Genomic DNA, 23103 nt, shown 5'->3' with positions numbered 1-23103 from the left:
GTGGGAGAGTAGGACGCCGCCGAACAATCTTTGTGGGAAAGCCCCGTGCCCTTGTGGCACGGGGCTTTTCTGCGTTCCGGACCTTTGCCCGAAGTCCACCCTCCACACCCCCCTGCACCCGACGGCGGAAGCTGAGGGTAAGGTCAGGGGGCATCATTGGCACGTTCTTCACAGGAGGCTCCCGGGTGGAGGTCCAGGAGACCCGGGTCCAGACGGACCGGGTCCTCACCATCCCCAACATCCTCAGCATGGCTCGCCTTGTCGGGGTACCGCTCTTCCTGTGGCTGATTCTTCGCCCCGTCTTCGGAGGGCCCAACAGCGACAACTGGGCGCTGTTGGTACTGATGCTCAGCGGCATCAGCGACTACCTCGACGGGAAGCTCGCCCGCAAGTGGAACCAGATCAGCAGCCTCGGCCGGCTCCTGGACCCGGCGGCCGACCGTCTCTACATCCTTTCCACCCTGGTCGGCCTCACCTGGCGGGAGATCCTGCCCCTCTGGGTCACCGCGCTGCTTCTCGCCCGGGAACTGATGCTTCTCGTGATGGTGGCCATCCTGCGCCGCCACGGCTATCCGCCGCCGCAGGTCAACTTCCTGGGGAAAGCTGCAACCTTCAACCTGATGTACGCGTTCCCCTTGTTGCTGCTCAGCGACGGGAGTGGTTGGCTGGCCACACTGGCCGCTGTTTTCGGATGGGCGTTCGCAGGTTGGGGTACAACCCTCTACTGGTGGGCAGGAATCTTGTACGTGGTTCAGGTCCGCCGGCTGGTGAAGGCGGACGCAGTAGCCGATTGAGCTCGTTGATGCGGTGCCGCGCAATGTGGCCGGCCCGCGGCAGATGGTGCGAATGATGCCCCGACGGGCGCAGTCGGCTGACCGTCGTCTCTTGTAGGAGGACGTTTCCGACATGAAGGCCGTCGTGATGGCTGGCGGCGAAGGCACACGCCTTCGCCCCATGACCTCGAGCATGCCCAAGCCGCTCCTCCCCGTGGCCAACAGGCCGATCATGGAGCATGTCCTGCGGCTACTCAAGCGGCATGGGCTCAGTGAAACCGTAGTGACCGTCCAGTTTCTCGCCTCCCTCGTCAAGAACTATTTCGGGGATGGCGAGGAGCTCGGGATGGAGCTCACCTATGCCAACGAGGAGAAGCCACTCGGCACCGCGGGCAGCGTGAAGAACGCCGAGGAGGCGTTGAAGGACGACACGTTCCTCGTCATTTCCGGTGACGCGCTCACCGACTTCGACCTCACCGATCTCATCGCTTTCCACAAGGAAAAGGGCGGGCTGGTCACGGTCTGCCTCACCCGGGTTCCCAATCCGCTGGAATTCGGCATCACCATCGTGGACGAAGAGGGCCAGGTCGAACGGTTCCTGGAGAAGCCGACCTGGGGACAGGTCTTCTCGGACACCGTGAACACGGGCATCTACGTCATGGAGCCCGAGGTCTTCGACTACGTCCAGGCCGACACCTCGGTCGACTGGTCCGGTGATGTCTTCCCTCAGCTGATGAAGGAGGGCAAGCCCATCTACGGCTATATCGCCGAGGGCTACTGGGAGGACGTGGGCACCCACGAGAGCTATGTGAAAGCCCAGGCGGACGTCCTGGAGCGCAAGGTCGACGTGGAGCTCGACGGCTTCGAGATCTCCCCGGGTGTGTGGGTCGCCGAAGGAGCGGAGGCCCACCCCGACGCCGTGCTGCGCGGGCCGTTGTACATCGGCGACTACGCCAAGGTCGAGGCCGACGTGGAGATCCGCGAGCACACGGTGGTCGGATCCAACGTCGTCGTCAAGACCGGGGCCTTCCTCCACAAGGCCGTCGTGCACGACAACGTCTACATCGGACAGCACAGCAATCTGCGGGGCTGCGTGGTCGGCAAGAACACCGACATCATGCGGGCGGCCCGTATCGAGGACGGCGCCGTCATCGGTGACGAATGCCTGGTCGGCGAGGAGTCGATCATCCAGGGCAACGTCCGGGTGTACCCGTTCAAGACCATCGAGGCCGGCGCGTTCGTCAACACCTCGGTCATCTGGGAGTCCCGAGGGCAGGCCCACCTCTTCGGCGCGCGCGGGGTCTCCGGAATCCTGAACGTCGAGATCACCCCCGAGCTGGCCGTACGCCTGGCCGGCGCCTACGCCACGACCCTGAAGAAGGGGTCGACGGTCACGACCGCCCGTGACCACTCCCGAGGTGCCCGTGCCCTCAAGCGGGCCGTCATCTCGGCCCTCCAGGCCAGCGCCATCGACGTGCGCGACCTGGAGAACGTACCGCTGCCCGTCGCCCGCCAGCAGACCGCCCGGGGCAGCGCCGGCGGCATCATGATCCGTACGTCGCCCGGGGTGCCCGACTCCGTGGACATCATGTTCATCGACGAGCGGGGCGCGGACCTCTCGCAGGCGCAGCAGCGCAAGCTTGACCGGGTCTACGCACGTCAGGAGTACCGCCGTGCCTTCCCCGGTGAGATCGGGGACCTGCACTTCCCGTCCAGCGTCTTCGACTCGTACACCGGGTCGCTCCTGCGGAACGTCGACGTCGAGGGCATCGCGGAATCCGGGCTCAAGGTCGTCGTCGACGCGTCCAACGGCAGCGCCGGGCTCGTTCTGCCGAGCCTGCTCGGACGGCTCGGCGTGGACGCGCTGACGATCAACCCCGGCCTCGACGAGGCGCGGCCCACCGAGTCCGCCGACACCCGGCGGGCCGGTCTGGTGCGGCTCGGGGAGATCGTGTCCTCGGCGCGGGCGGCCTTCGGAGTGCGTTTCGACCCGGTGGGCGAGCGGCTCTCCCTCGTCGACGAACTCGGCCGGATCATCGAGGACGACCGGGCCCTGCTGGTCCTCCTCGATCTCGTCGCCGCCGAGCGGCGCAGCGGTCGTGTCGCCCTGCCCGTGACGACCACGCGCGTCGCCGAGCAGGTGGCGGCCTACCACGGCACGCAGGTGGAGTGGACGACCACCTCGCCCGACGACCTGACCCGAGTGGGCCGTGAAGAGGACACCATCTTCGGAGGAGACGGGCGCGGAGGGTTCATCGTTCCCGAATTCAGCAGCGTCTTCGACGGGACCGCCGCCTTCGTCCGGCTCATCGGGCTAGTCGCGCGCACCCAGCTCACCCTGAGCCAGATCGACGCGCGCATTCCCCGGGCACACGTCCTGCGCCGCGACCTGGCGACGCCGTGGGCCGTCAAGGGGCTCGTCATGCGCCGGGTCGTCGAAGCGGCCGGAGACCGCAGCGTGGACACCACCGACGGGGTCCGGGTGGTCGAGGCGGACGGCCGGTGGATCATGGTCCTGCCCGACCGGGCGGAAGCCGTCACCCATCTGTGGGCGGAGGGCCCGGACGACGCCTCGGCCCAGGCGCTCCTCGACGAGTGGGCCGCGGTCGTGGACAGCGCGGGAGACTGATGTGAGAAACGGTGCGCCGCGACCTCCCGGACAGGGGGCCGCGGCGCACCGGTGGGGCCATTCGGCGGCAGCCGTGATGACGTGCGACGATGTGCGGCATGTCGCAGCAGTCCCCCGATCGGAGCACCGCCCCACCGTCCGCACGCCCCGACGCCTCCATGTCGCTGCTGAACAACGTGATGGACCACAGCCTCGACGACGGGTACGCGGAGGCCTCGGCGCGGCGCAAGGCCGACGGGAGCGCGGGGCTGCCCCGGACGCTCAAGTCGAAGCTCGGCCTCGCGGCCGGACTGGTGGTGGCCGCCCTGGTGGTCACCCTGGGTGCCGCCGAGGCGCGGATCTCGGCTCCGGTCGTGGCCAAGGAGCGCGAAGAGCTGATCGACCGCATCAACGCCGAGACGGAGGCCGCGGACACCCTGGAGTCGAATGTCGACAAGCTCCGTGCCGATGTGAGCGAACGTCAGCGCAAGGCGCTCGAGCAGCACGGCGGGGACCAGGGGCAGCTGGTGGCCCTGCTGGCCGGGGCGACCCCGGTCGAGGGCCCCGGTGTGAAGCTGATCGTCGACGACGCGAAGGACACCGACCAGGGAGGCGGCGGGCCCCGTGAGTCCTCGGGCTTCGCCGACACCGGACGGGTGCGCGACCGGGACATGCAGCGCGTCGTCAACGGTCTGTGGGAATCCGGCGCCGAGGCCATCGCCATCAATGGGCAAAGGTTGACGGCCCTGTCGGCCATCCGGGCCGCCGGCGACGCCATACTGGTCGACAACAGACCGCTCGTACCGCCGTACACGGTGCTCGCGGTGGGGGACGGGAAGAAGCTCGCGACCGCGTTCCAGGACAGCGCCGACGGCCAGTACCTGCAGGCGCTCAAGGAGAGCTTCGACATCCGCACCAGCATCTCCGACCAGGCGAAGGTCCAGCTTCCGGCGGCGCCGAGCCTGATCGTCCGTACAGCAGAGCCGAAGGCCGCCGGCAGTGGTGCGGCAGACACAGGGAAGGGCACATCGTGATCGCCGTACTGGGCCTCGTCGTGGGAGTCGTGGTCGGACTGTTGGTCCGGCCCGAGGTACCGGCGGTGGTCGAGCCCTACCTGCCGATCGCGGTGGTCGCCGCGCTCGACGCCGTGTTCGGCGGTCTGCGGGCCATGCTCGACGGCATCTTCGTCGACAAGGTCTTCGTGGTCTCCTTCCTCTCCAACGTCGTGGTGGCCGCGCTGATCGTCTTCCTCGGCGACAAGCTGGGCGTCGGCGCCCAGCTCTCCACGGGTGTGGTGGTGGTGCTCGGCATCCGGATCTTCTCCAACGCCGCCGCGATCCGCCGGCACGTCTTCCGGGCGTGAGGCCGATGAACAACGAGCCGATGAACAACGACGAGAACCCCCGCAGCGAACAGCCCGAGGGCGGCGCGTCCGCCGCCCCGGACGCCCCCGTGGCGCCGCCCCCGGCCAAGGAGACGACCGGCCGGCAGCGGCTCAAAGCGGGTCTCTGGCCGCCGCGGCTGAGCCGGGCCCAACTGATCGTCGCCGTGCTGCTGTTCGGCCTCGGCCTGGGGCTCGCCATCCAGGTGCGGTCCACCAGCGACGACAGCGCGCTGCGCGGCGCCCGGCAGGAGGACCTGGTCCGCATCCTCGACGAGGTCGACGACCGGACCCAGCGCCTGGAGGACGAGAAGCAGCGCCTGGACGACCAGCGCACCGAGCTGGAGAACAGCTCCGACCAGGCGGAGGAGGCCCGGAAACAGACGCTGGAGAAGGAACGCCAGCTCGGCATCCTCGCGGGCACCGTCGCGGCACAGGGCCCCGGCATCACCCTGACGATCACCGACCCCGCGCGTGCGGTCGCGCCCGACATGCTGCTCGACGCCATTCAGGAGCTGAGGGCGGCGGGAGCCGAGGCGATTCAGGTCAACGGGGTGCGGGTGGTGGCCAACACCTACTTCTCCGGGGACGCCGGGGACGTCCAGGTCGACGGGAAGAAGATCGAAGCACCGTACGAGTTCACGGTGATCGGCAAGCCGCAGGATCTGGAGCCCGCCCTCAACATCCCCGGCGGTGTGGTCCAGACGCTGGAGAAGGAGCAGGCCACCGTGCTCGTGGAGCGGTCCGACGACATCGTCGTCGACGCCTTGCGACCGGCGCAGCGGCCTGACTACGCTCGGTCGTCCTCCCCGTGAGCGGGGCGGGCGTGGGAGCCGGTCGACCGGGTCGAACGGTTGCGGGGGGTCGCCGCACCGGATTGGTGGTGCGTGGTGGAAACTGTCGGGTGGATACGGACGTTGTGAAGATGTCCGGGTCGGCAGGTGTGTTCAATCAGGGTTCGTCCTGCCCCACGGGCGGGTCTATGTCGGTCAAGGGGAATCGCCCGTGAAGTTGTTTGCGAAGTTGTTCGGGAAGAGTGCGCGCGAGGACAGCAACAAGGCTGCCCGCCACCGCGCTCCGCGCCACGCCCAGGGCGAGGAGCAGGAGGCGGAGCGCCCGCTCTTCCGCGACGAGGTGTCCGGAGCCCCGGGGGGTGACGGCGTGTCGTCTGTTGACCCTGCCGGTGCCGGACGCATAGGTTTCGGCGCACCATCAGCCTCGAGTACGGGTGGAGGGTTCACCCCGGAGGGCTCGTCGATGCCGGTCTGTACGAGGTGCGGTCACCGCAACGCGGAGGCCAGCAAGTTCTGCTCCAACTGCGGTGCGCCGCTGCGGGGCGGCATTCCCGAGCGTCCCTCGGAGACGACGTCCACGATCTCCATCTCCGGTCTCGAGGCGTACGAGGCGGAGGCGACCGGCCAGACCGCTCTGCCCTCGCTCTCCCCGGAGGCCCAGGCCGCGGTCGACGCCCTGCCCGCGGGCTCGGCGCTGCTGGTCGTGCGGCGCGGTCCGAACTCCGGCAGCCGCTTCCTGCTCGACAGCGACCTCACCACGGCCGGCCGTCACCCGCAGAGCGACATCTTTCTCGATGACGTGACCGTGTCGCGGCGTCATGTGGAGTTCCGCAGGAGCCCGGACGGTAGCTTCACCGTGGGTGATGTCGGCAGCCTCAACGGCACCTACGTCAACCGTGAGCGCATCGATTCGGTCCCGCTGTCCAACGGCGACGAAGTCCAGATCGGAAAGTACCGCCTGGTCTTCTACGCGAGCCCGCGGGGAGTGTGACCAGCCCCGGACCTCGTCCGGGGGGACCCCCAGGAAGGCCCATGCTGCGAACACCGACAGGCGGTGCCGGTCACGGCACCGCCACCGCGGAAGCGCGACCGATGAGCATCGGAACGGTGCTCATCCAGCTGCGCGAGGAGTTTCCCGAAGTCACCATCTCCAAGATCCGGTTCCTGGAGGCCGAGGGGCTCATCGAGCCGCAGCGCACTCCTTCCGGATACCGGAAGTTCGCCCCGCGTGATGTGGAGCGCCTGGCGCAGGTGCTCCGCATGCAGCGGGATCACTACCTGCCGCTGAAGGTCATCCGGGAGCACCTGGACGCGCTGGCCCGGGGGGAGCAGCCCGTTCTGCCCTCGCCCGGTGCGCAGCGCGACCTCGGCGACGGGGTGTGGGAGGCATGCCCCGGTGGAGCGACCGCCGCCCGGATCGGGCGGGCGGAACTGCTCGCGGCCGCCGAGGTCGACGAGGAGCGGCTGACCGAGTGGGAGTCCTACGGGCTCATCGTCCCCTCCCCGGACGGCGGCTACGACGCCGAGATGGTGACCGTCGCCAAGCTGGTGGCGGATCTGGGTCGTTTCGGTCTGGAACCACGTCATCTTCGGGCCATGCGGGCCTCGGCCGACCGGGAGGCGGGCCTGGTGGAGCAGGTGGTCGCACCCCTGCGCCGGCACCGTAATCCGCAGACCAGGGCCCATGCCGAGGCCACCGCGAACGAGCTCGCCGAGCTGTCCGTACGGCTGCACGCGGCGCTCGTGCAGAGCGCTCTGCGCACCCGCCTGCACTGACCTCGGCGGTGCCCGACTACCCAAACATGGCGAGCACGTCCTAGGGTTGCTGTGTGAACGAGCTCGACGTTGTCGGTGTCCGGGTGGAAATGCCCTCCAACCAACCGATCGTTCTCCTGCGTGAAGTGGGAGGCGACCGGTACCTCCCCATTTGGATCGGTCCGGGGGAGGCGACCGCGATTGCCTTCGCCCAGCAGGGCATGGCTCCCGCCAGGCCGCTGACCCATGACCTGTTCAAGGATGTGCTCGAGGCCGTGGGCCAGGAGCTCACCGAGGTCCGCATCACGGACCTGCGCGAAGGGGTCTTCTACGCGGAGCTCGTCTTCGCCAGCGGAGTCGAGGTGAGCGCGCGGCCCTCCGACGCCATAGCGCTCGCCCTGCGGACCGGCACGCCGATCTACGGCAGTGACGGCGTGCTGGACGATGCGGGCATCGCGATCCCCGACGAGCAGGAGGACGAGGTGGAGAAGTTCCGCGAATTCCTCGACCAGATCTCTCCGGAGGACTTCGGTACGAACAGCCAGTGACCGTCCCTCAGAGGGGTGCCGTCAGCGCATCCGACAAGCCTTTCCCGGAAACGAGACACGGGAAACCACCCTCAGGGTGATTATCACTCGGCGTGCCGAGTGTGGCGATCGTTGACGCACCCCGAGTGACTGCCTACCTTCGAGTGGGCAGGTCAAGGACGGAGGTCGGCGTGAGAAGCAGCGGCGACGGAGCGGCGGCGGGTGGGCCGTATCCGCAGCACGGCAGTGGAGCCGACCACACCATCAGGCAGCCGGTTCAACCGGCGGCGATGGCAGCGGGCGGCGTGGCAGCGGCGAGCGATGCCGGCGACATCGGCTATCGCGGACCGACGGCGTGCGCGGCGGCGGGGATCACCTACCGCCAGCTGGACTACTGGGCCCGTACGGGGCTGGTCGAGCCCAGTGTGCGCCCGGCCTACGGGTCGGGGACCCAGCGTCTTTACAGTTTCCGGGACGTGGTCCTCCTCAAGATCGTCAAGCGGTTCCTGGACACCGGGGTCGCGCTCCAGAACATCCGCACCACGGTCCAGCATCTGCGAGACCGCGGTTTCCAGGATCTCGAACGCATGACGCTGATGAGTGACGGCGCCTCGGTCTACGAGTGCTCCTCGCCCGACGAGGTCGTCAGCCTGCTCCAGGGCGGGCAGGGGGTCTTCGGGATCGCCGTCGGCGTCGTCTGGCGGGACGTGGACGCGGCGCTCTCGCAGCTGCACGGCGAGCGGGTCGACACCGGCGAGACGCTCATCGGCCACAACCCCGCGGACGAGCTGGCCCGGCGGCGTAACCGCGCGGGCTGAGCACCCGGGCGAGCGGGACGACGCGACAGGACGACGGACACGGGACGGTCCGGTGCCTCACGGGGCGCCGGACCGTCCCGTTGTCAGTGCCGTAGGGCAGCATCGACGGTGTGAGACCCGCGCCCACCATCCTTCACCTGGACATGGACGCCTTCTACGCGTCGGCGGAGCAGGCGGCCAAGCCGAGTCTGCGCGGCAAGGCGGTCGTGGTGGGCGGCCTCGGCCCGCGGGGAGTGGTCGCCACCGCCTCGTACGAGGCCCGGCGGCTGGGAGTGCACTCGGCGATGCCCACCGCGCAGGCCCGGCGGCTCGCACCCAACGCGGCCTACCTGGTGCCCCGCTTCTCGCTGTACCGGACGGTGAGCGACCAGGTGATGGAGCTGCTGGGGCGGCTGTCCCCCCTGGTGGAGCCGCTCAGCCTGGACGAGGCCTTCGTGGACCTGGAGGCCGGCGGGACGGCGGACGACTCGGCCTCGGCCCGCGCCACGGGGGAGGGGCTGCGGGCGGCCATCCGGGCGGTGACCGGTCTGAGCGGATCCGTCGGACTGGCGGGTTCCAAGATGCTCGCCAAGATCGCCTCCGAGGAGGCCAAGCCCGACGGGCTGCTCGTCATCGAACCGGGCACCGAGCGCGAGCTGCTCGCCCCCATGTCCGTACGCATCCTGCCGGGGGTCGGCCCGGCCACCGGCGACCATCTCCGGCGCGCCGGGATGACCACGGTCCACGACCTGGCCGAGGCGGGCGAGGCGGAGCTCGTGCGGCTGGTCGGCAAGGCCCACGGCCACGGGCTCTTCCGGATGGCGCTGGGCCTCGACGACCGGCCGGTGGTCGCCGAGCGGGACGCCAAGTCCGTATCGGTGGAGGACACCTTCGACGTGGACCTGCACGACCGGGTCCGGGTGCGCGCCGAGGTCGAGCGGCTGGCCGTGCGGTGCGTGGAGCGGCTGCGCGCCGCCGACCGGTCGGGCCGCACGGTGGTGCTGAAGGTGCGCCGCTACGACTTCTCCACGCTGACCCGCTCCGAGACGCTCAGAGGCCCCACGGACGACCCCACCGTGGTCCGTGAGGCGGCGGCGCGGCTGCTGGAGTCCGTCGACACCACGGGCGGCGTACGGCTCCTGGGGGTCGGGGTCACGGGACTTGCCGACTACACCCAGGAGGACCTGTTCGCCCAGGCCGCGGATGCCCGGGAGCTCGCACAGCGGGCCCTGGAACACCCCGCGCCGACCGCGGAGGGCGGCGAGGAGGAAGCAGTACCGGAAGCCGAGGCGGACAGTGCCGAGCAGCTCGCCGCTCGCCGCTGGCCCGCCGGACACGACGTGCACCACGAGGAGCACGGGCACGGCTGGGTCCAGGGGAGCGGGATCGGCCGGGTCACCGTCCGGTTCGAGGAGCCGTGGAGCGCGCCCGGCCGGGTCCTCACCTTCCGGATCGACGACCCGCTGCTGCGGCCCGCCGATCCGCTGCCGCTCGTCCGTGAGAGCCCCGACTACTCCTCCTGGCCCGCCAGCCTGCCGAAGTCCCGGTCCTCGGGCGCCGGCTCCTCCGAGGGCGGGGAGTCCAGCCCGTAATGCCGGTAGAGCTGGAGCTCCTGCTCGGGTGACAGGTGCCTGCCGACGCCGAAGTCCGGCGCGCCCTTGATCAACGCCCGGTCGAAGGGGACGCGCAGCGCGTCCTCGACGAACTCGCTGGGCTCCAGCGGGACGAAGGCGTCCCTGCTGAACAGGCCGGTGCGCACGGCCGCCCACTCGGGCACCCCCGTCGCGTCGTCGAGATAGACCTCATCCACCGTTCCGATCTTGGCGCCCTTGCGATCGAAGGCCTTGCGGCCGATCAGGCGGCGCGGATCGATATCCGTCTGCACGGTGCCTCCCACTGGTCGCGGACTGCTCACGGCGGTCCTGTCGCTCCACCAGCACCAGACAAATGCAGATCCGTGGTGTCGGCCACTCGAGAGCTCCGGCGCGGAGGCCGCTGGTACGCTGGCAATGGCTGCTGACCCCGTGCGGGAGAGTCCTCCGGTGGAGAATCCGGAGGCGCCGAAGGAGCAACTCCTCCCCGGAATCTCTCAGGCCCCCGTACCGCACGGACGAGGTCACTCTGGAAAGCAGGGCGGATCCGTGCGGGCGCAGGCCCGGGTGGACCCTGACCCTCACCGACGGTGAAAGTCGGCACGCCCCCGGGCGGGCCGGTGAAGCTCTCAGGTTGAGATGACAGAGGGGGAGGCCGTTCGGGCACCCGCGCCGTGGTGCCCCTCGCAGGTCGTGACAGACCAGGAGGCCTCCACCATGACCCCCCGTCGCACTCCGCTCTCCCAGCTGGAGCAGGGCATTCCGTTCGAGCAGCGCCACATAGGGCCCGATGCCGAGGCCCAGGCGAAGATGCTCGCCCAGGTCGGCTACGGCTCCCTCGACGAGCTGACCGCCGCCGCGGTGCCCGACGTGATCAAGAGTGCGGAGGCCCTGAACCTTCCCTCGGCGCGCACCGAGGCGGAGGTCCTGGCCGAGCTGCGCTCGCTGGCCGACCGCAACGAGGTGCTGGCCCCGATGATCGGCCTCGGCTACTACGGCACCTTCACGCCGCCCGTCATCCTGCGCAACGTCATGGAGAACCCCGCGTGGTACACGGCCTACACGCCGTACCAGCCGGAGATCTCCCAGGGCCGCCTCGAAGCCCTCCTGAACTTCCAGACGATGGTCGCCGAGCTGACCGGGCTGCCCACCTCCGGCGCCTCCCTGCTCGACGAGGGCACCGCGGCCGCCGAGGCGATGGCCCTCGCCCGGCGCGTCGGCAAGGTGAAGAAGGGCGTCTTCCTGGTCGACGCCGACACCCTGCCCCAGACCGTCGCGGTCATCGAGACCCGCGCCGAGCCGACCGGCGTCGAGGTCGTCGTCGCGGACCTGAGCGACGGCATCCCCGCCGAGATCGCCGAGCGCGGCGTCTTCGGCGTCCTGCTCCAGTACCCGGGCGCCTCCGGTGCCGTCCGCGCCATCGAGCCCGTCATCGAGCAGGCCCACGAGCTGGGCGCGATCGTCACCGTCGCCGCCGACCTGCTGGCCCTCACGCTGCTCACCTCGCCCGGCGCGCTCGGCGCCGACATCGCGGTCGGCACCACCCAGCGCTTCGGTGTCCCGATGGGCTTCGGCGGCCCGCACGCCGGCTTCATGGCGGTCCGCGAGAAGTTCGCCCGCTCCCTGCCCGGCCGCCTCGTCGGCGTCTCCGTCGACGCCGACGGCAACAAGGCCTACCGTCTGGCCCTCCAGACCCGCGAGCAGCACATCCGCCGCGAGAAGGCCACCAGCAACATCTGCACCGCGCAGGTCCTCCTCGCCGTGATGGCCGGGATGTACGCGGTCTACCACGGCCCCGAGGGGCTGCGGACGATCGCCCGCCGCACCCACCGCTACGCCGCGATCCTCGCCGACGGACTGCGCACCGCCGGGGCCGACGTCGTGCACGGCGCGTTCTTCGACACCCTGACCGTCCGGGCCCCCGGCAAGGCCGCCGGCATCGTCGCCGACGCCCGCGAGCGCGGGGTCAACCTCCGCCTCGTCGACGCCGACCACGTCTCCATCGCCTGCGACGAGACCACCACCCGCTCCCAGATCTCCGCCGTCTGGGCCGCCTTCGGCGCCGAGGGCGACATCGAGGCGCTGGACGCCACGGTCGCCGACGCGCTGCCCGAGGCGCTGCTGCGCTCCGACGACATCCTGACCCACCCGGTCTTCCACCAGCACCGCTCCGAGACCGCGATGCTGCGCTACCTGCGCAAGCTCGCCGACCGCGACTACGCGCTGGACCGCGGCATGATCCCGCTCGGCTCCTGCACCATGAAGCTGAACGCGACCGCCGAGATGGAGTCGATCACCTGGCCCGAGTTCGGCGCGCTGCACCCCTTCGCCCCGGCCGAGCAGGCGCAGGGCTTCCTCACCCTCATCCGTGAGCTGGAGGAGCGTCTCGCCGAGGTCACCGGCTACGACGCGGTCTCCATCCAGCCCAACGCCGGTTCCCAGGGCGAGTTCGCGGGTCTGCTGGCCGTCCGGGCGTACCACCGGGCCAACGGCGACGACCAGCGCACCGTCTGTCTCATCCCGTCCTCCGCGCACGGCACCAACGCCGCCAGCGCCGTCATGGCGGGCATGAAGGTCGTCGTGGTGAAGACCGCCGACGACGGCGAGGTCGACGTCGCGGACCTGCGCGCCAAGATCGAGCTGCACCGCGACGAGCTGGCCGTGCTCATGATCACCTACCCGTCCACGCACGGGGTGTTCGAGGAGCACGTCGCCGACATCTGCGGCGAGGTGCACGACGCGGGCGGCCAGGTGTACGTCGACGGCGCCAACCTCAACGCGCTGGTCGGGCTGGCCAAGCCCGGCAAGTTCGGCGGCGACGTCTCGCACCTGAACCTGCACAAGACCTTCTGCATCCCGCACGGCGGCGGCGGCCCCGGCGTCGGCCCGGTCGGCGTCCGCGCCCACCTCGCCCCGTACCTCCCCAACCACCCGCTCCAGCCCGCCGCCGGCCCGGAGACCGGTGTGGGCCCGATCTCGGCCGCCCCGTGGGGCTCCGCGGGCATTCTGCCGATCTCGTGGGCGTACGTCCGTCTGATGGGCGGCGAGGGCCTCAAGCGGGCCACGCAGGTCGCCGTGCTGGCCGCGAACTACATCGCCAAGCGCCTGGAGCCGCACTTCCCGATCCTGTACAGCGGCCCGGCCGGACTGGTCGCGCACGAGTGCATCGTGGACCTGCGCCCGATCTCGAAGGCGACGGGCGTCTCCATCGACGATGTGGCCAAGCGCCTGATCGACTACGGCTTCCACTCGCCGACCATGTCGTTCCCGGTGGCCGGCACGCTGATGATCGAGCCGACGGAGAGCGAGGACCTCGCGGAGCTCGACCGGTTCTGCGACACCATGATCGCGATCCGCGCCGAGATCGAGAAGGTCGCGTCGGGGGAGTGGAGCGCGGACGACAACCCGCTGTCCAACGCCCCGCACACCGCCGCCGCGCTCGGCGGTGACTGGGAGCACGGCTACAGCCGCGAGGAGGCCGTCTTCCCGGCCGGGGTGTCCGCCGCCGACAAGTACTGGCCGCCGGTGCGCCGCATCGACGGGGCTTTCGGCGACCGGAACCTGGTCTGCTCCTGCCCGCCGCTGGACGAGTACGACAACTGAATCAGCCTGTCACAGGGCGTGCGCCGGGAGCGGCGCGCGCCGGACATGCGTCGGGGCCGGTGCGGAGATCTCTCCGGGCCGGCCCCTTTTTCCGTATGACTCTTGCGTACGGCCGTTCTCAGGCCGCCTTCACCACGCGGCCGGCTGCCAGCGGCCGGTGCGGGGCGATGATCTGCCCGTCGGGCAGCAGTTCGCCGGTGTCCTCGAAGAGCAGGACGCCGTTGCACAGGAGGCTCCACCCCTGTTCGGGGTGGTGGGCCGTCAGGCGGGCGGCCTCCCGGTCGGGCGAATCGGCGGTGGGGCAGGGTGGCTGGTGCTGGCACATGGATGGGTTCTTTCGCTGCGTCGAGTCGAGTGTCCTGCGGCTGGATGAGTCGTTCATGGCCGCCCCCGTATCAGTCGGTCCGGTCCCAGTGTTGCCCTACGGGGAAGAATCCGCAGGGATTTCGCTGCAGCACCCGTATTCCTCCCATGACGCATCACCCGCGCGGACGGTTCAACGCAACTGCACTGTCCCTTTGGGTGGTTCGGGGTGGTCGGATGGGACTAGTCCGAACGGGCAGCACAGCGCCCCCGCAGCGAACCCTCTCCGCCGCCCGTCGTGCGGGGGCGGATCGGGGTCGCCACGGGGGCGCTGTGCCCGGGCCGTGCCGACGTCGGTCAGGCCGAGCTGAGGAGTGGCCCCGGGGCCACCCGCAGCGAGATGACGGGCAGCAGATCGGCGACCCGGTGCGGGCGGTGGGCCGCGATGCCCGGCGGGGCCGGCGCCAGGGGCACCAGGACGTCCGTCGGCGCGAGCACCCCGCCGGAGGGATCGGCCTCGGTGTCGCCGTGCAGCCACAGGGTGAGCATGTACAGCTCCGGGATCGACAGCAGCCGCGCCTGGCAGCCGGGGGCCGAGGCCTCCGCCTGCCGGACGGCCAGCTCGGTCGAGGCGAGGTAGGGGCCCTCGAAGAAGTGCGAGAACGTCCAGCCGTCGGGGGTGAGCACGGTGTCCGCCGCGGCGACCGCGCGGCCCTCGCTCCGGATCAGGAAACGCCAGGCCGCCAGGCGGGTCAGCGGCGCCGTCCCGGTGGGAGCGATCCGGTCCAGCACATGCACGGGAAGCGGTAGTTCGGGGCTCAGCGGTCCCTGGACGGACCGGAGACCGGGGGTTCGGGCTTCGCGGACGGCGGTGGGAGAACCGAGGGCCGCGAGAACGCTGCGCAGGGCGGGCGCGGGAGCCGGGGGAACATGCAGCGGCATAGTGGGTCGCCTCTCACTTCGGAGACACGGTGGAGCGTGGGCGGGTGCAGACGGCGCTGTCGGCGTGCGGGCCAGAGGAGGCCGATGACGGGCGAGTCGTATCAACGCTCTGCCTCGTTGAGCGGAGTTTATATGACGCGTGTTCACACAGTGTTTCCGCTAGCAGTCGCGGATATGTCGCGCAAGGCGTCATCCGGCCTTCGAATCGCGGTATTCCTGCGGATTTCACCGGCCGCGGTCGATGGCGACCAGGCACCCTTCCGATGACACGGACGGCCGAAACTCGTCGGTGTTTTCACCACGCATGAACCAGCCGAAAATGCCCCGTGCCGCATGCCGTGGGAATGTGCCCCCGGTCTCCTGCAACCAGACTATCGGGTATCGGAGGCCCGTGGGGGCGTTACGGATCACTCTCGCTGGGCACTATCGATCGTGATGCGAGCGGCCTGGGCCGCGGGCCGCCCACTGGAGGAGGGACCCCTCGATGGGGGAGAAGGTCGTGGCGGGAGCCCTTGACCTGTCCGATCGACAGGCGTACCGGACGAAGCTCAACCGGTGCCTGGAAGGGCTGGGGAGGCTTCTGGAGGAGCGGAGGTTCGACCGTCCGCGGAATCTGATGGGGCTGGAGATAGAGCTGAATCTCGCGGGTTCCGACGGGCTGCCCCGCATGATGAATCAGCAGGTGCTCCAGCGCATCGCGAGCCGGGATTTCCAGACCGAACTGGGGATGTTCAATCTCGAAGTGAATATCGTCCCGCACCGCCTCGGCGGCCGGGTATTCGATCAGCTCTCGGAGGAGTTGCGGACCGGCCTCGCCTATGCACACCGGAAGGCGGGGGAGGTGGACGCGGGGATCGTGATGATCGGAATCCTGCCCACCCTGGGGGAACACGACGTGGTGTCCGCGAATCTCTCGGACGTGGACCGCTACACCCTGCTCAACGATCAAATGGCGGCCGCCCGGGGGGAGGATTTCGCCCTGGATATCGAAGGCGTCGAGCGGTTGGTCTGCACCTCGCCCTCGATCGCCCCGGAATCGGCCTGCACCTCGGTCCAGCTGCATCTCCAGGTGACGCCGGCCCGGTTCGCCGACGTCTGGAATGCCGCGCAGGCGATCACCGGCGTCCAGATCGCGCTGGGCGCCAACGCCCCGTTCCTGTTCGGCAAGGAGCTGTGGCGCGAGTCCCGGCCGCCTCTGTTCCAGCAGGCCACCGACGTACGGCCGCCGGAGCTGGCGAACCAGGGCGTACGCCCCAGGACCTGGTTCGGGGAGCGCTGGATCGGCTCCGCGCACGAGCTGTTCGAGGAGAATCTGCGGTACTTCCCGCCGCTCCTGCCGATCTGCGATGACGAGGACCCGCTGGAGGTGCTGGACGCGGGCGGGGTGCCCGAGCTGGGCGAGCTGGTGCTGCACAACGGCACCGTCTACCGCTGGAACCGCCCGGTGTACGGGATCGCCGACGGCGTTCCCCATCTGCGGGTGGAGAACCGCGTCCTGCCCGCAGGACCGACGGTCACCGACGTGATCGCCAACGCCGCGTTCTACTACGGACTCGTGCGGGCGCTCGCCGAGGAGTCCCGGCCGGTGTGGAGCCGGCTGCCGTTCGAGGCCGCCGAGGAGAATTTCACCGAGGCCTGCCGGCACGGCATCGAGGCCGAGATGCTCTGGCCCCGGTCCGGCCGCTCCGGCGGACTGGCCAGGATCCCCGCCGTACAGCTGGTGCTGGAGGAACTGCTGCCGCTGGCCGCCGCCGGACTGGACGCCTGGCACATCGAGCCCGCGGACCGGGACCACTATCTCGGCGTGATCGAGGAGCGGTGCAGGCGGCGCGTCAACGGGGCCTCCTGGCAGGTCGCCACGTACGACCGGGCCCTGGACGCCGGGCTCGGACGGGAGGCGGCACTCGCGGCCATGACGCGGCGCTACGCCGAGCTGATGCACGCCGGGGAGCCGGTGCACACCTGGCCGGTGGGGTTCCCGGCCCCCTGAGGCGCGCACGTACGCGAGGGAGTGACGGGACCGGCTCGCGGCCCGTCACTCCGTTGCGTTGCGGTGCGGCCGGTCCGGGCCGTCACTCCTGGGCGGCGCGGCCGTTCTGTCCCGCCGCCATGATGGCCTGGAGGATCACCGCCTGGATCTCCGCCGGGTCGCTCACCTCGTAGCCGTCGCCGCCGGTGACCCGGGCGATCTCGGCGACCTCGTCGCGGTCCGCGTCCGGGCCCACCGCGATCGCGATGACCGGGACGGGGCGCTCCGGGTCGACGAGCTCCTTCAGCTCCGTGATGAGGCCGCTCCGCGAGATGCCGTCCGTGTCCTGGTTGGAGCCGTCGGTGAGGATCACCAGTGCGTTGAACTTCCCCTTCACATACGTCGACCGTGCCTCCTTGTACGAGGCCAGCGTCGTGTCGTACAGCCCGGTCGCCCCGCCGGGCACCGGCTGGAGTCCCGCGAAGGCGGCCGTGAGCTTCTCCCGGTGGGTCCCGCCGCCCGCGGCGCGGTCGCCGAGCCGCTTCGTCTCCATGAGCCGCCGGTAGTCCTTCTGGCCGTCCAGTGTGGTGGCGAACTCCCACAGCCCGATCTCGTCGTCGGGCGTGAACTGGTTCAGCGCCTGGATCAGCGACTCCTTGGTGACGTCCATCCGGGACTGGTTCCGCCCCGGCACGAGCGTCGCCATGGAACCGGAGGCGTCGACCACCGTGGTCAGCCGCGCGCTCTGCACGGTGATCGTCCACATCCCGAGGGTCTCCTGGAGCTCCTCGGCCGAGGGCGCCTGGAGGGCCGGTTCCGCGTACGGCTGGGGCTTGCGGCCACCGGCCGCCGCGACGAGGGAGTCCTTCGCGCTGCCGTCACCGGCCCGGAAGCCGTGCTCGGCGAACGTGGCCTGAGCCTCCCGGTCGCCCAGCAGGTTCATGAAGCGCAGGGCCGCGCGGGACTCCGCGGTGCTCAGCCGCGCCTCGTTCACCAGCGTGTACGGGTAGTCCAGCAGCGGAGTGCCGTCTTCCGGGTAGAAGAGGTCCAGCTTGCCGGCGCCGGTCGCCTCCGCGTTGTGCGTGAAGGCCGCCTGCTCGGAGATCAGGACCGCCTGGTTGCGCTTCGGATTGCCCTCCTCGGCCCCGGACGTGCTCCGCGCCAGGGTCTCCAGCACCTGTGCGTCGCCGTCCGACATCCGCTCGGCGAGCACCTTCGCGGTCTGGGCGACCCGGGTGTCACTGTCTCCGCCCTGCCGCGCTGACGAGGCACCGATGCCGGCGAGCGCCAGCAGCCCGGTGGCGCTGCGCGCCGGGTCCGCGGCGCCGAGGCGCACCCGGTCCGAGCCCAGCGCCCCGGCCACCAACTCGGCCCAGGAGTACGTCTTACGGGGCCAGCCCAGGGCACGCGAGGCGGAGGGCACCATGGCCAGGGCCACGGGGGAGGAGGCCACCGAGTCGGACGGGGAGACGGGGACGCCGTCGCCGAGGCCCTTGGCCCGCTCCAGCCACAGGTCGGAGTCGGGCAGCCAGACCTGGAAGCCGGGTTCCGAGTCCCCTGCCGCGAGGGCCTCGGCGACCTTGTGCGCATCGCGGGCCAGCACCTCCACCACGAGGCAGCGGCCGTCGGCCTTCACCTGGTCGGCGTGGGCCTGCTCGGCTATGGAACGTACGGCGGGGGCGATGTCCGGGGACGCGACCACGGACAGGCGCACCGCGGAGTCCTCGCAGGACTCGGAGAACGACAACAGGCCGCCCTTGGCCGCGACAGCCGTTCCCGTCGCCACGGCGAGGACGAGCAGGGTGGCGATGGCGACCGTACGACGCCGGCGCCGGGTGCTGGGGTGGCCCCGGCGTCCCTCCGCCGCCTGGCTGTCGGGCAAGCTATGACGTCCCATGTCGGTGGTACCCCTCCTTGAGGATCAAACAAGGAAAAGGGGGACCCGACCATCAGCGATGGTGGTCATCCCCCGGCCTGTCGCGCATGATCTTCGTACCTTTATTCGAGACCCTAGCGGGACGGTCGGTGGGATGAGACGCGATTGCAGAACAAAAGGCAGGTGTGCAGGTGGAGGCCGGGCGCGTGGCTGATTCTTATCCCCAAGAGGCCGTGTCACGAAGGATCTTGCGGTCCGAGGTGGTGCTGGTCCTGGCGCTCTCCCTGGGAGCCAGCGCACTGTCGGCCCTCATCAGTTTTGTCGGATCTCTGACCAAACCGGGAGGATTGAAGGACCAGGCGGCGACGCTCAACGGTTCGTACGCTCCGGGCCGTCCATGGCTTGATCTGGCCTGGCAAATGTTCGGGATCGCAACGGCTCTGGTGCCGGTCGCGCTGGTCGCGCATCTGCTGATCCGGGAGGGGGCGGGCCTGCGGGCCATCGGCTTCGACCGTACGAAGCCCTGGTTCGACCTCGGCCGGGGAACCCTGGTCGCGGCCGGTATCGGCAGCGCCGGCCTCGCCTTCTACCTCGTGGCCCGCGCCACCGGGTTCAACCTGACGGTCGTTCCCGAATCCCTGCCCGACGTCTGGTGGAAGTTCCCCGTACTGATCCTCTCGGCGATCCAGAACTCCGTGGTGGAGGAGGTCATCGTCGTCGGGTATCTGCTGCGCAGGCTCGGGCAGTTGGGGTGGACGCCGATGGCCGCCCTCGTGACCAGCTCCGTCCTGCGCGGGTCGTACCACCTGTATCAGGGCATCGGCGGCTTCATCGGCAACGTGGTGATGGGCGTCGTCTTCGTGCTGCTCTACCGGCGCTGGGGCCGGGTGGGCCCGCTGGTCGTCGCGCACGCGCTCCTGGACATCGGGGCGTTCGTCGGATACGCGCTGCTCGCAGGCCGGGTGGACTGGCTGCCGACGCCGTAGGGGCCCGCTCCGGGCTTCAGAAGGTTCCGGGCTTCAGAAGGCGGTGAGCAGTTCGCCGTCGATCACGGTGACCGCGGTGCCGGTCAGCAGAGTGCGCTCACCGCGCAGCGCGGTGCGGACCAGCCCCGAGCGGGCCGACGCCTGGAGCCCGGTGAGGTCGTCGCGGCCGAGCCGGGCCGACCAGAAGGGGGCCAGCGCGGTGTGGGCGCTGCCGGTGACCGGGTCCTCGTCGACGCCGACGCCGGGGAAGAAGCCGCGCGAGACGTAGTCGTAGCCCCGGGCGGGGTCCTCGGCCGCTGCGGTGGCGATGACGCCGCGCCGGGAGTGGGTCGCCAGGGCGGCGAAGTCCGGGGCGAGCGCCCGTACAGCCGCCTCGTCGCGGAGTTCGACGAGCAGGTCGCCGATGTGCTCGCCGGTGCCGTGCACCGAGACGGGGTCGCCCCCGAGGGCGTCGGCGAGTCCGTACGGCACCGGCTCCTCGGACAGCGGGGCGGTGGGGAAGTCGAGGGTGAGGCTGCCGTCCGGGTGGGCGGTCGCGCTCAGGATCCCGCAGCGCGCGGTGAAGCGCACCGGGCCGGTGGCCAGGCCCGTGGTGTGCAGGACGTGGGCGGTCGCGAGCGTCGCGTGCCCACACATGTCGACCTCGGCGACGGGGGTGAACCAGCGCAGCGCCCAGTCGGCCGTGCCGCCCGGCGGCAGCGGGTGGGCGAAGGCCGTTTCGGAGAGGTTGACCTCGGCGGCGATCTCCTGAAGGCGTTCGGCGGCCGGGAACGCACCGCCCTCCAGCAGGAGCACACCGGCGGGGTTGCCGGAGAAGGGGCGGTCGGTGAACGCGTCGACGATGCGAATCCTCATACGCCGACCGTAGAGCGCCGGAACGGAGACCGGCCAAGGCCAATTCGCGGTGTCTGGCTCCTTGGCCTCCGGCTGTTCCGAGGCGGCCGGCGGCTCCTGGGCCTCAGGCGGCTCCGAGGCGGCCGGCGCCTCACGGGCAGGAGGTGCCGCCGCCGCGGTGGGGGAGGCCGGGCCGGGTGTCCAGCGACCAGGTGTGCGTACAGCCGGGGCACTGGAGGTGCAGGACCGGGCCGTTGCCGGCGATCAGATGGCGCCAGTGCTCGCCGCAGGTGCGATGGTCCGCGCAGGTCGCGCAGTGGCGGGCGGCGTCGCAGGCGGGGCAGGCCACCCAGGCGCGGCGGGCGATGTCCGCCCTCGTCCGGCAGGACACCGGCGGCCACCAGCCGGTCGTAGGTGCGCTGCTGCTCGGCGTCCAGACCCGAGTAGAGCAGGGCGTAGGCCTCGTTCTCGCTGCGGAGGGCGGCCACCGGATCCCAGTCGGGCCCCAACGCGGCGACGACCTCGGCCCGCCGCCGGGCTTCCTCGAAGGTCAGGTCGATGGTGAAGGGGGTGAGCTCGGCTGTCCGGTCCTGGTTCATGGCTGCGCTTCCGGTGCGGGGGTGAAACCTCACCATCTGTACCAGGGGCGCGCGGGAAGAGGGAAGGGTGACCTAAGTTGCCCGGCGGCGGCTCGGACGCGCCGTCCCGGGGCCGTGTCCGACGGATCGGCGGGGGAGGGCGGGGGATTGTCCCGTACGGAGATGCCGACGGTGGCCCGCGCCGCGCGCGGCCCTGTGGCCCTGTGGCCCACGTCATAGCGGGAGCCGGTCCGGCTCGGGCCGGACCGGCGACGAGGCCGCGTCAGGCGACGGCGGTGCCTTCCAGCTCGACCATCAGCCCGGGGATCGCCAGCCGCGTCACCCCGAGCATCGTGCTGGCCGGCGCCACCCCGGCCGCGCCCAGCCGTCCCGCCAGGGTGCCGTAGTGCTGGAAGAGCAGATCGACGTCGGTCGTGTAGACGTTGAGCCGGACGAGGTTCGCGAGAGACATGCCGGCCTCGCTCAGGACGGCCTCCAGATTGTCGACGCTCAGTGCCAACTGGGCCGCCATGTCACCGTTGTGCTGGGGCTTGCCGTCCTCGCCCGTCGCGGTCTGCCCCGCGATGTACAGGGTCCGCGACTGTCCGGAGACGAGTTCGCCCTGGTTGAAGCCCAGATCCACCGACCAGGTCACCGGGTTGACGGCCGTTCGTTCCACTGCCACTTCAGCTCCATTCGATTCGACCGAGAAGGTACGAGGGGAGCCTTCCAACAAATGATGACACCCTTGGTCAGGTATTTCGTTAGGGTTCCCGCATGCGCGCCGACCGCCTGGTCTCGCTGGTCCTGCTGTTGCGACAGCGTGGCCGGCTGACCGCCGACACCCTGGCCCGCGAGCTGGAGGTGTCCACCCGCACGGTGCTGCGGGACATCGAGGCGCTGTCCTCGGCCGGCGTTCCGGTCTACGCCGAGCGCGGCCGGCACGGCGGGTTCGCGCTGCTGCCCGGCTTCCGGACCGAACTGACCGGGCTGAACCACGACGAGGCCCTCGCCCTGCTGGCCGCCGGATCGGGGCGCGGGGAGCAGGTGTTCGGCCTCGGGGCGGCGCTCGCCTCGGCCATGCGGAAGGTGGTCGACGCGCTGCCCGAGAGCCATCAGGCCGCCGCGGGCGACGCGGCCCAGCGGTTCCTCGTCGACCCGGAGACCGATCTGCTCTCACGCCGCACGGTCGCCGACGAGGTGCCCGACACCACCATGCTGGCGGTCCGCCGGGCCGTGCTCACCGGGCACAAGCTGCGTATCCACTACGCGGCCACGGGCCGGGCGCCGCAGTGGCGCACGGTGGACCCGATCGGCCTGGTGACCGTACGGGACCGGGGCTATCTGCTGGCCACGCGATCCGGCGAGGACCGCACCTACCGGCTGTCGCGTGTGCTGGCGGCCGAGGAACTGCCCGATCCGGCGGAGCGGCCCGACCGCGTCGACCTGGACCGGATCTGGCGGGAACGTTCCGCGCGGTTCCTCTCCGACGACCACATCACCGCGCTGGTACGGGTGAGCCCGATGCGACGCGAGGAGCTGCTGGGCACCGTCCGGGCCGTCCGCGCGGAGGGCCTCGAAGACGACGGCTGGTCGCGCCTCGAGGTTACCTTCCAGGACGCGCGGCACGCCGAATGGGCGGTGTGGCAGCTCGGCACGGACGCGGAAGTCCTGTCTCCGCAGTCCCTGCGCACCGCCCTGCGCGACCGCGCGGCCACGATCGTGGCCCGCTACGGGGGCGCGCCCTGAGAGAGGGGACTCACCGGGCCGTCTCCTGCGGGCCCG

The 23103-nt window shown here is 70.6% G+C and carries 21 protein-coding genes, 1 pseudogene and 1 riboswitch; of the genes and pseudogenes, 14 read left to right on the top strand and 8 right to left on the bottom strand.

Going from position 1 to position 23103, the window contains the following annotated elements; genetic code table 11:
• Nucleotides 1–185: 185 nt before the first annotated feature.
• The 10 genes from clsA (at nucleotide 186) to IE134_RS14225 (ending at nucleotide 10227) form a co-directional block, all read left to right on the top strand.
• Nucleotides 186–794, top strand: coding sequence for a cardiolipin synthase ClsA (gene clsA / locus IE134_RS14270; RefSeq protein WP_006123083.1), 609 nt, complete (start codon nucleotides 186–188; stop codon nucleotides 792–794).
• A gap of 112 nt (nucleotides 795–906) precedes the next feature.
• Nucleotides 907–3402, top strand: a complete 2496-nt coding sequence (locus IE134_RS14265; RefSeq protein WP_189430662.1) for a mannose-1-phosphate guanyltransferase — start codon at nucleotides 907–909, stop codon at nucleotides 3400–3402.
• Between the two features lie 98 nt (nucleotides 3403–3500).
• Entirely contained in the window at nucleotides 3501–4415 is a 915-nt protein-coding gene (locus tag IE134_RS14260) for a DUF881 domain-containing protein (protein ID WP_078614395.1), read from the top strand.
• Complete coding sequence (locus tag IE134_RS14255; protein WP_003970459.1) at nucleotides 4412–4744, top strand: small basic family protein; 333 nt, start codon at nucleotides 4412–4414, stop codon at nucleotides 4742–4744. Before IE134_RS14260 ends, IE134_RS14255 begins: the two co-directional genes overlap by 4 nt.
• Before the next feature lie 20 nt (nucleotides 4745–4764).
• Nucleotides 4765–5577, top strand: coding sequence for a DUF881 domain-containing protein (locus tag IE134_RS14250; RefSeq protein WP_030713657.1), 813 nt, complete (start codon nucleotides 4765–4767; stop codon nucleotides 5575–5577).
• A gap of 190 nt (nucleotides 5578–5767) precedes the next feature.
• Entirely contained in the window at nucleotides 5768–6547 is a 780-nt protein-coding gene (locus IE134_RS14245; RefSeq protein WP_078614396.1) for an FHA domain-containing protein, read from the top strand.
• Nucleotides 6548–6588: 41 nt separating this feature from the next.
• Nucleotides 6589–7332, top strand: coding sequence for a transcriptional regulator FtsR (ftsR, locus tag IE134_RS14240; RefSeq protein WP_030713672.1), 744 nt, complete (start codon nucleotides 6589–6591; stop codon nucleotides 7330–7332).
• Between the two features lie 53 nt (nucleotides 7333–7385).
• Nucleotides 7386–7859, top strand: a complete 474-nt coding sequence (locus IE134_RS14235; RefSeq protein WP_006123076.1) for a bifunctional nuclease family protein — start codon at nucleotides 7386–7388, stop codon at nucleotides 7857–7859.
• 170 nt (nucleotides 7860–8029) lie between these two features.
• Entirely contained in the window at nucleotides 8030–8656 is a 627-nt protein-coding gene (locus tag IE134_RS14230) for a MerR family transcriptional regulator (protein WP_189430660.1), read from the top strand.
• Nucleotides 8657–8766: 110 nt separating this feature from the next.
• Nucleotides 8767–10227 carry a DNA polymerase IV gene (locus IE134_RS14225; protein WP_030713678.1) on the top strand — a complete coding sequence of 487 codons (1461 nt, stop codon included), beginning with the start codon at nucleotides 8767–8769 and terminating at the stop codon, nucleotides 10225–10227.
• Here IE134_RS14225 and IE134_RS14220 read toward each other — a convergent pair.
• A complete protein-coding gene (locus tag IE134_RS14220) occupies nucleotides 10146–10520 on the bottom strand; it encodes a PRC-barrel domain-containing protein (protein ID WP_030713681.1) in 375 nt (124 codons plus the stop codon). The genes IE134_RS14225 and IE134_RS14220 overlap by 82 nt on opposite strands.
• Before the next feature lie 132 nt (nucleotides 10521–10652).
• A riboswitch (glycine riboswitch) is annotated at nucleotides 10653–10750 on the top strand.
• Nucleotides 10751–10944: 194 nt separating this feature from the next.
• On the opposite strand from IE134_RS14220, the gene gcvP reads away from it, so the two are divergent.
• On the top strand, nucleotides 10945–13830 hold the full coding sequence (gene gcvP / locus IE134_RS14215; RefSeq protein ID WP_030713684.1) for an aminomethyl-transferring glycine dehydrogenase: 2886 nt from the start codon (nucleotides 10945–10947) through the stop codon (nucleotides 13828–13830).
• 118 nt (nucleotides 13831–13948) lie between these two features.
• Here the strand turns inward: gcvP and IE134_RS14210 are convergent, their stop codons facing one another.
• Together IE134_RS14210 and IE134_RS14205 are read right to left on the bottom strand one after the other, a co-directional pair.
• The gene (locus tag IE134_RS14210; RefSeq protein WP_007452228.1) at nucleotides 13949–14155 is read right to left on the bottom strand and encodes a DUF5999 family protein; all 207 of its coding nucleotides are present in this window, start codon (nucleotides 14153–14155) and stop codon (nucleotides 13949–13951) included.
• Between the two features lie 335 nt (nucleotides 14156–14490).
• A complete protein-coding gene (locus IE134_RS14205; RefSeq protein WP_010062209.1) occupies nucleotides 14491–15075 on the bottom strand; it encodes a hypothetical protein in 585 nt (194 codons plus the stop codon).
• 484 nt (nucleotides 15076–15559) lie between these two features.
• On the opposite strand from IE134_RS14205, the gene IE134_RS14200 reads away from it, so the two are divergent.
• Entirely contained in the window at nucleotides 15560–17065 is a 1506-nt protein-coding gene (locus tag IE134_RS14200; RefSeq protein WP_030713688.1) for a glutamate-cysteine ligase family protein, read from the top strand.
• Nucleotides 17066–17147: 82 nt separating this feature from the next.
• Here IE134_RS14200 and IE134_RS14195 read toward each other — a convergent pair whose 3' ends face one another.
• Nucleotides 17148–18941, bottom strand: coding sequence for a substrate-binding and VWA domain-containing protein (locus IE134_RS14195; protein ID WP_229823549.1), 1794 nt, complete (start codon nucleotides 18939–18941; stop codon nucleotides 17148–17150).
• A 185-nt stretch (nucleotides 18942–19126) separates the two neighbouring features.
• On the opposite strand from IE134_RS14195, the gene IE134_RS14190 reads away from it, so the two are divergent.
• On the top strand, nucleotides 19127–19906 hold the full coding sequence (locus IE134_RS14190) for a CPBP family intramembrane glutamic endopeptidase (RefSeq protein ID WP_030713696.1): 780 nt from the start codon (nucleotides 19127–19129) through the stop codon (nucleotides 19904–19906).
• Between the two features lie 33 nt (nucleotides 19907–19939).
• Here the strand turns inward: IE134_RS14190 and IE134_RS14185 are convergent, their stop codons facing one another.
• From IE134_RS14185 to IE134_RS14175, 4 genes and pseudogenes are all read right to left on the bottom strand, one after another.
• Nucleotides 19940–20761 carry a PhzF family phenazine biosynthesis protein gene (locus tag IE134_RS14185; RefSeq protein ID WP_030713699.1) on the bottom strand — a complete coding sequence of 274 codons (822 nt, stop codon included), beginning with the start codon at nucleotides 20759–20761 and terminating at the stop codon, nucleotides 19940–19942.
• A gap of 130 nt (nucleotides 20762–20891) precedes the next feature.
• A complete protein-coding gene (locus IE134_RS14180) occupies nucleotides 20892–21131 on the bottom strand; it encodes a hypothetical protein (RefSeq protein WP_189430658.1) in 240 nt (79 codons plus the stop codon).
• Nucleotides 21103–21339, bottom strand: a pseudogene (locus IE134_RS34125) (DUF6400 family protein); the annotation flags it as partial. The gene IE134_RS14180 and the pseudogene IE134_RS34125, both read right to left, overlap by 29 nt.
• 262 nt (nucleotides 21340–21601) lie before the next feature.
• Nucleotides 21602–21997: a RidA family protein gene (locus tag IE134_RS14175; RefSeq protein WP_030713705.1), complete on the bottom strand. Its 396-nt coding sequence runs from the start codon at nucleotides 21995–21997 to the stop codon at nucleotides 21602–21604.
• 98 nt (nucleotides 21998–22095) lie between these two features.
• Here IE134_RS14175 and IE134_RS14170 point away from each other — a divergent pair, with 98 nt between their 5' ends.
• Entirely contained in the window at nucleotides 22096–23067 is a 972-nt protein-coding gene (locus tag IE134_RS14170) for a helix-turn-helix transcriptional regulator (RefSeq protein ID WP_189430656.1), read from the top strand.
• Nucleotides 23068–23103: the final 36 nt, after the last annotated feature.

Source organism: Streptomyces rubiginosohelvolus, from assembly GCF_014649875.1.
In the GTDB taxonomy this organism is placed as follows: domain Bacteria; phylum Actinomycetota; class Actinomycetes; order Streptomycetales; family Streptomycetaceae; genus Streptomyces; species Streptomyces rubiginosohelvolus.
This window is presented reverse-complemented; position numbering and strand designations above follow the sequence as displayed.

Bases quoted from the DNA above. Each gene is read 5' to 3' on its own strand.
- IE134_RS14265 (WP_189430662.1), top strand. From the start codon at position 907: ATGAAGGCCGTCGTGATGGCTGGCGGCGAAGGCACACGCCTTCGCCCC.
- IE134_RS14260 (WP_078614395.1), top strand. From the start codon at position 3,501: ATGTCGCAGCAGTCCCCCGATCGGAGCACCGCCCCACCGTCCGCACGC.
- IE134_RS14250 (WP_030713657.1), top strand. From the start codon at position 4,765: ATGAACAACGACGAGAACCCCCGCAGCGAACAGCCCGAGGGCGGCGCG.
- ftsR (WP_030713672.1), top strand. From the start codon at position 6,589: ATGCTGCGAACACCGACAGGCGGTGCCGGTCACGGCACCGCCACCGCG.
- gcvP (WP_030713684.1), top strand. From the start codon at position 10,945: ATGACCCCCCGTCGCACTCCGCTCTCCCAGCTGGAGCAGGGCATTCCG.
- IE134_RS14210 (WP_007452228.1), bottom strand. From the start codon at position 14,155: ATGTGCCAGCACCAGCCACCCTGCCCCACCGCCGATTCGCCCGACCGG.
- IE134_RS14205 (WP_010062209.1), bottom strand. From the start codon at position 15,075: ATGCCGCTGCATGTTCCCCCGGCTCCCGCGCCCGCCCTGCGCAGCGTT.
- IE134_RS14200 (WP_030713688.1), top strand. From the start codon at position 15,560: ATGGGGGAGAAGGTCGTGGCGGGAGCCCTTGACCTGTCCGATCGACAG.
- IE134_RS14195 (WP_229823549.1), bottom strand. From the start codon at position 18,941: ATGGGACGTCATAGCTTGCCCGACAGCCAGGCGGCGGAGGGACGCCGG.
- IE134_RS14185 (WP_030713699.1), bottom strand. From the start codon at position 20,761: ATGAGGATTCGCATCGTCGACGCGTTCACCGACCGCCCCTTCTCCGGC.
- IE134_RS14170 (WP_189430656.1), top strand. From the start codon at position 22,096: ATGCGCGCCGACCGCCTGGTCTCGCTGGTCCTGCTGTTGCGACAGCGT.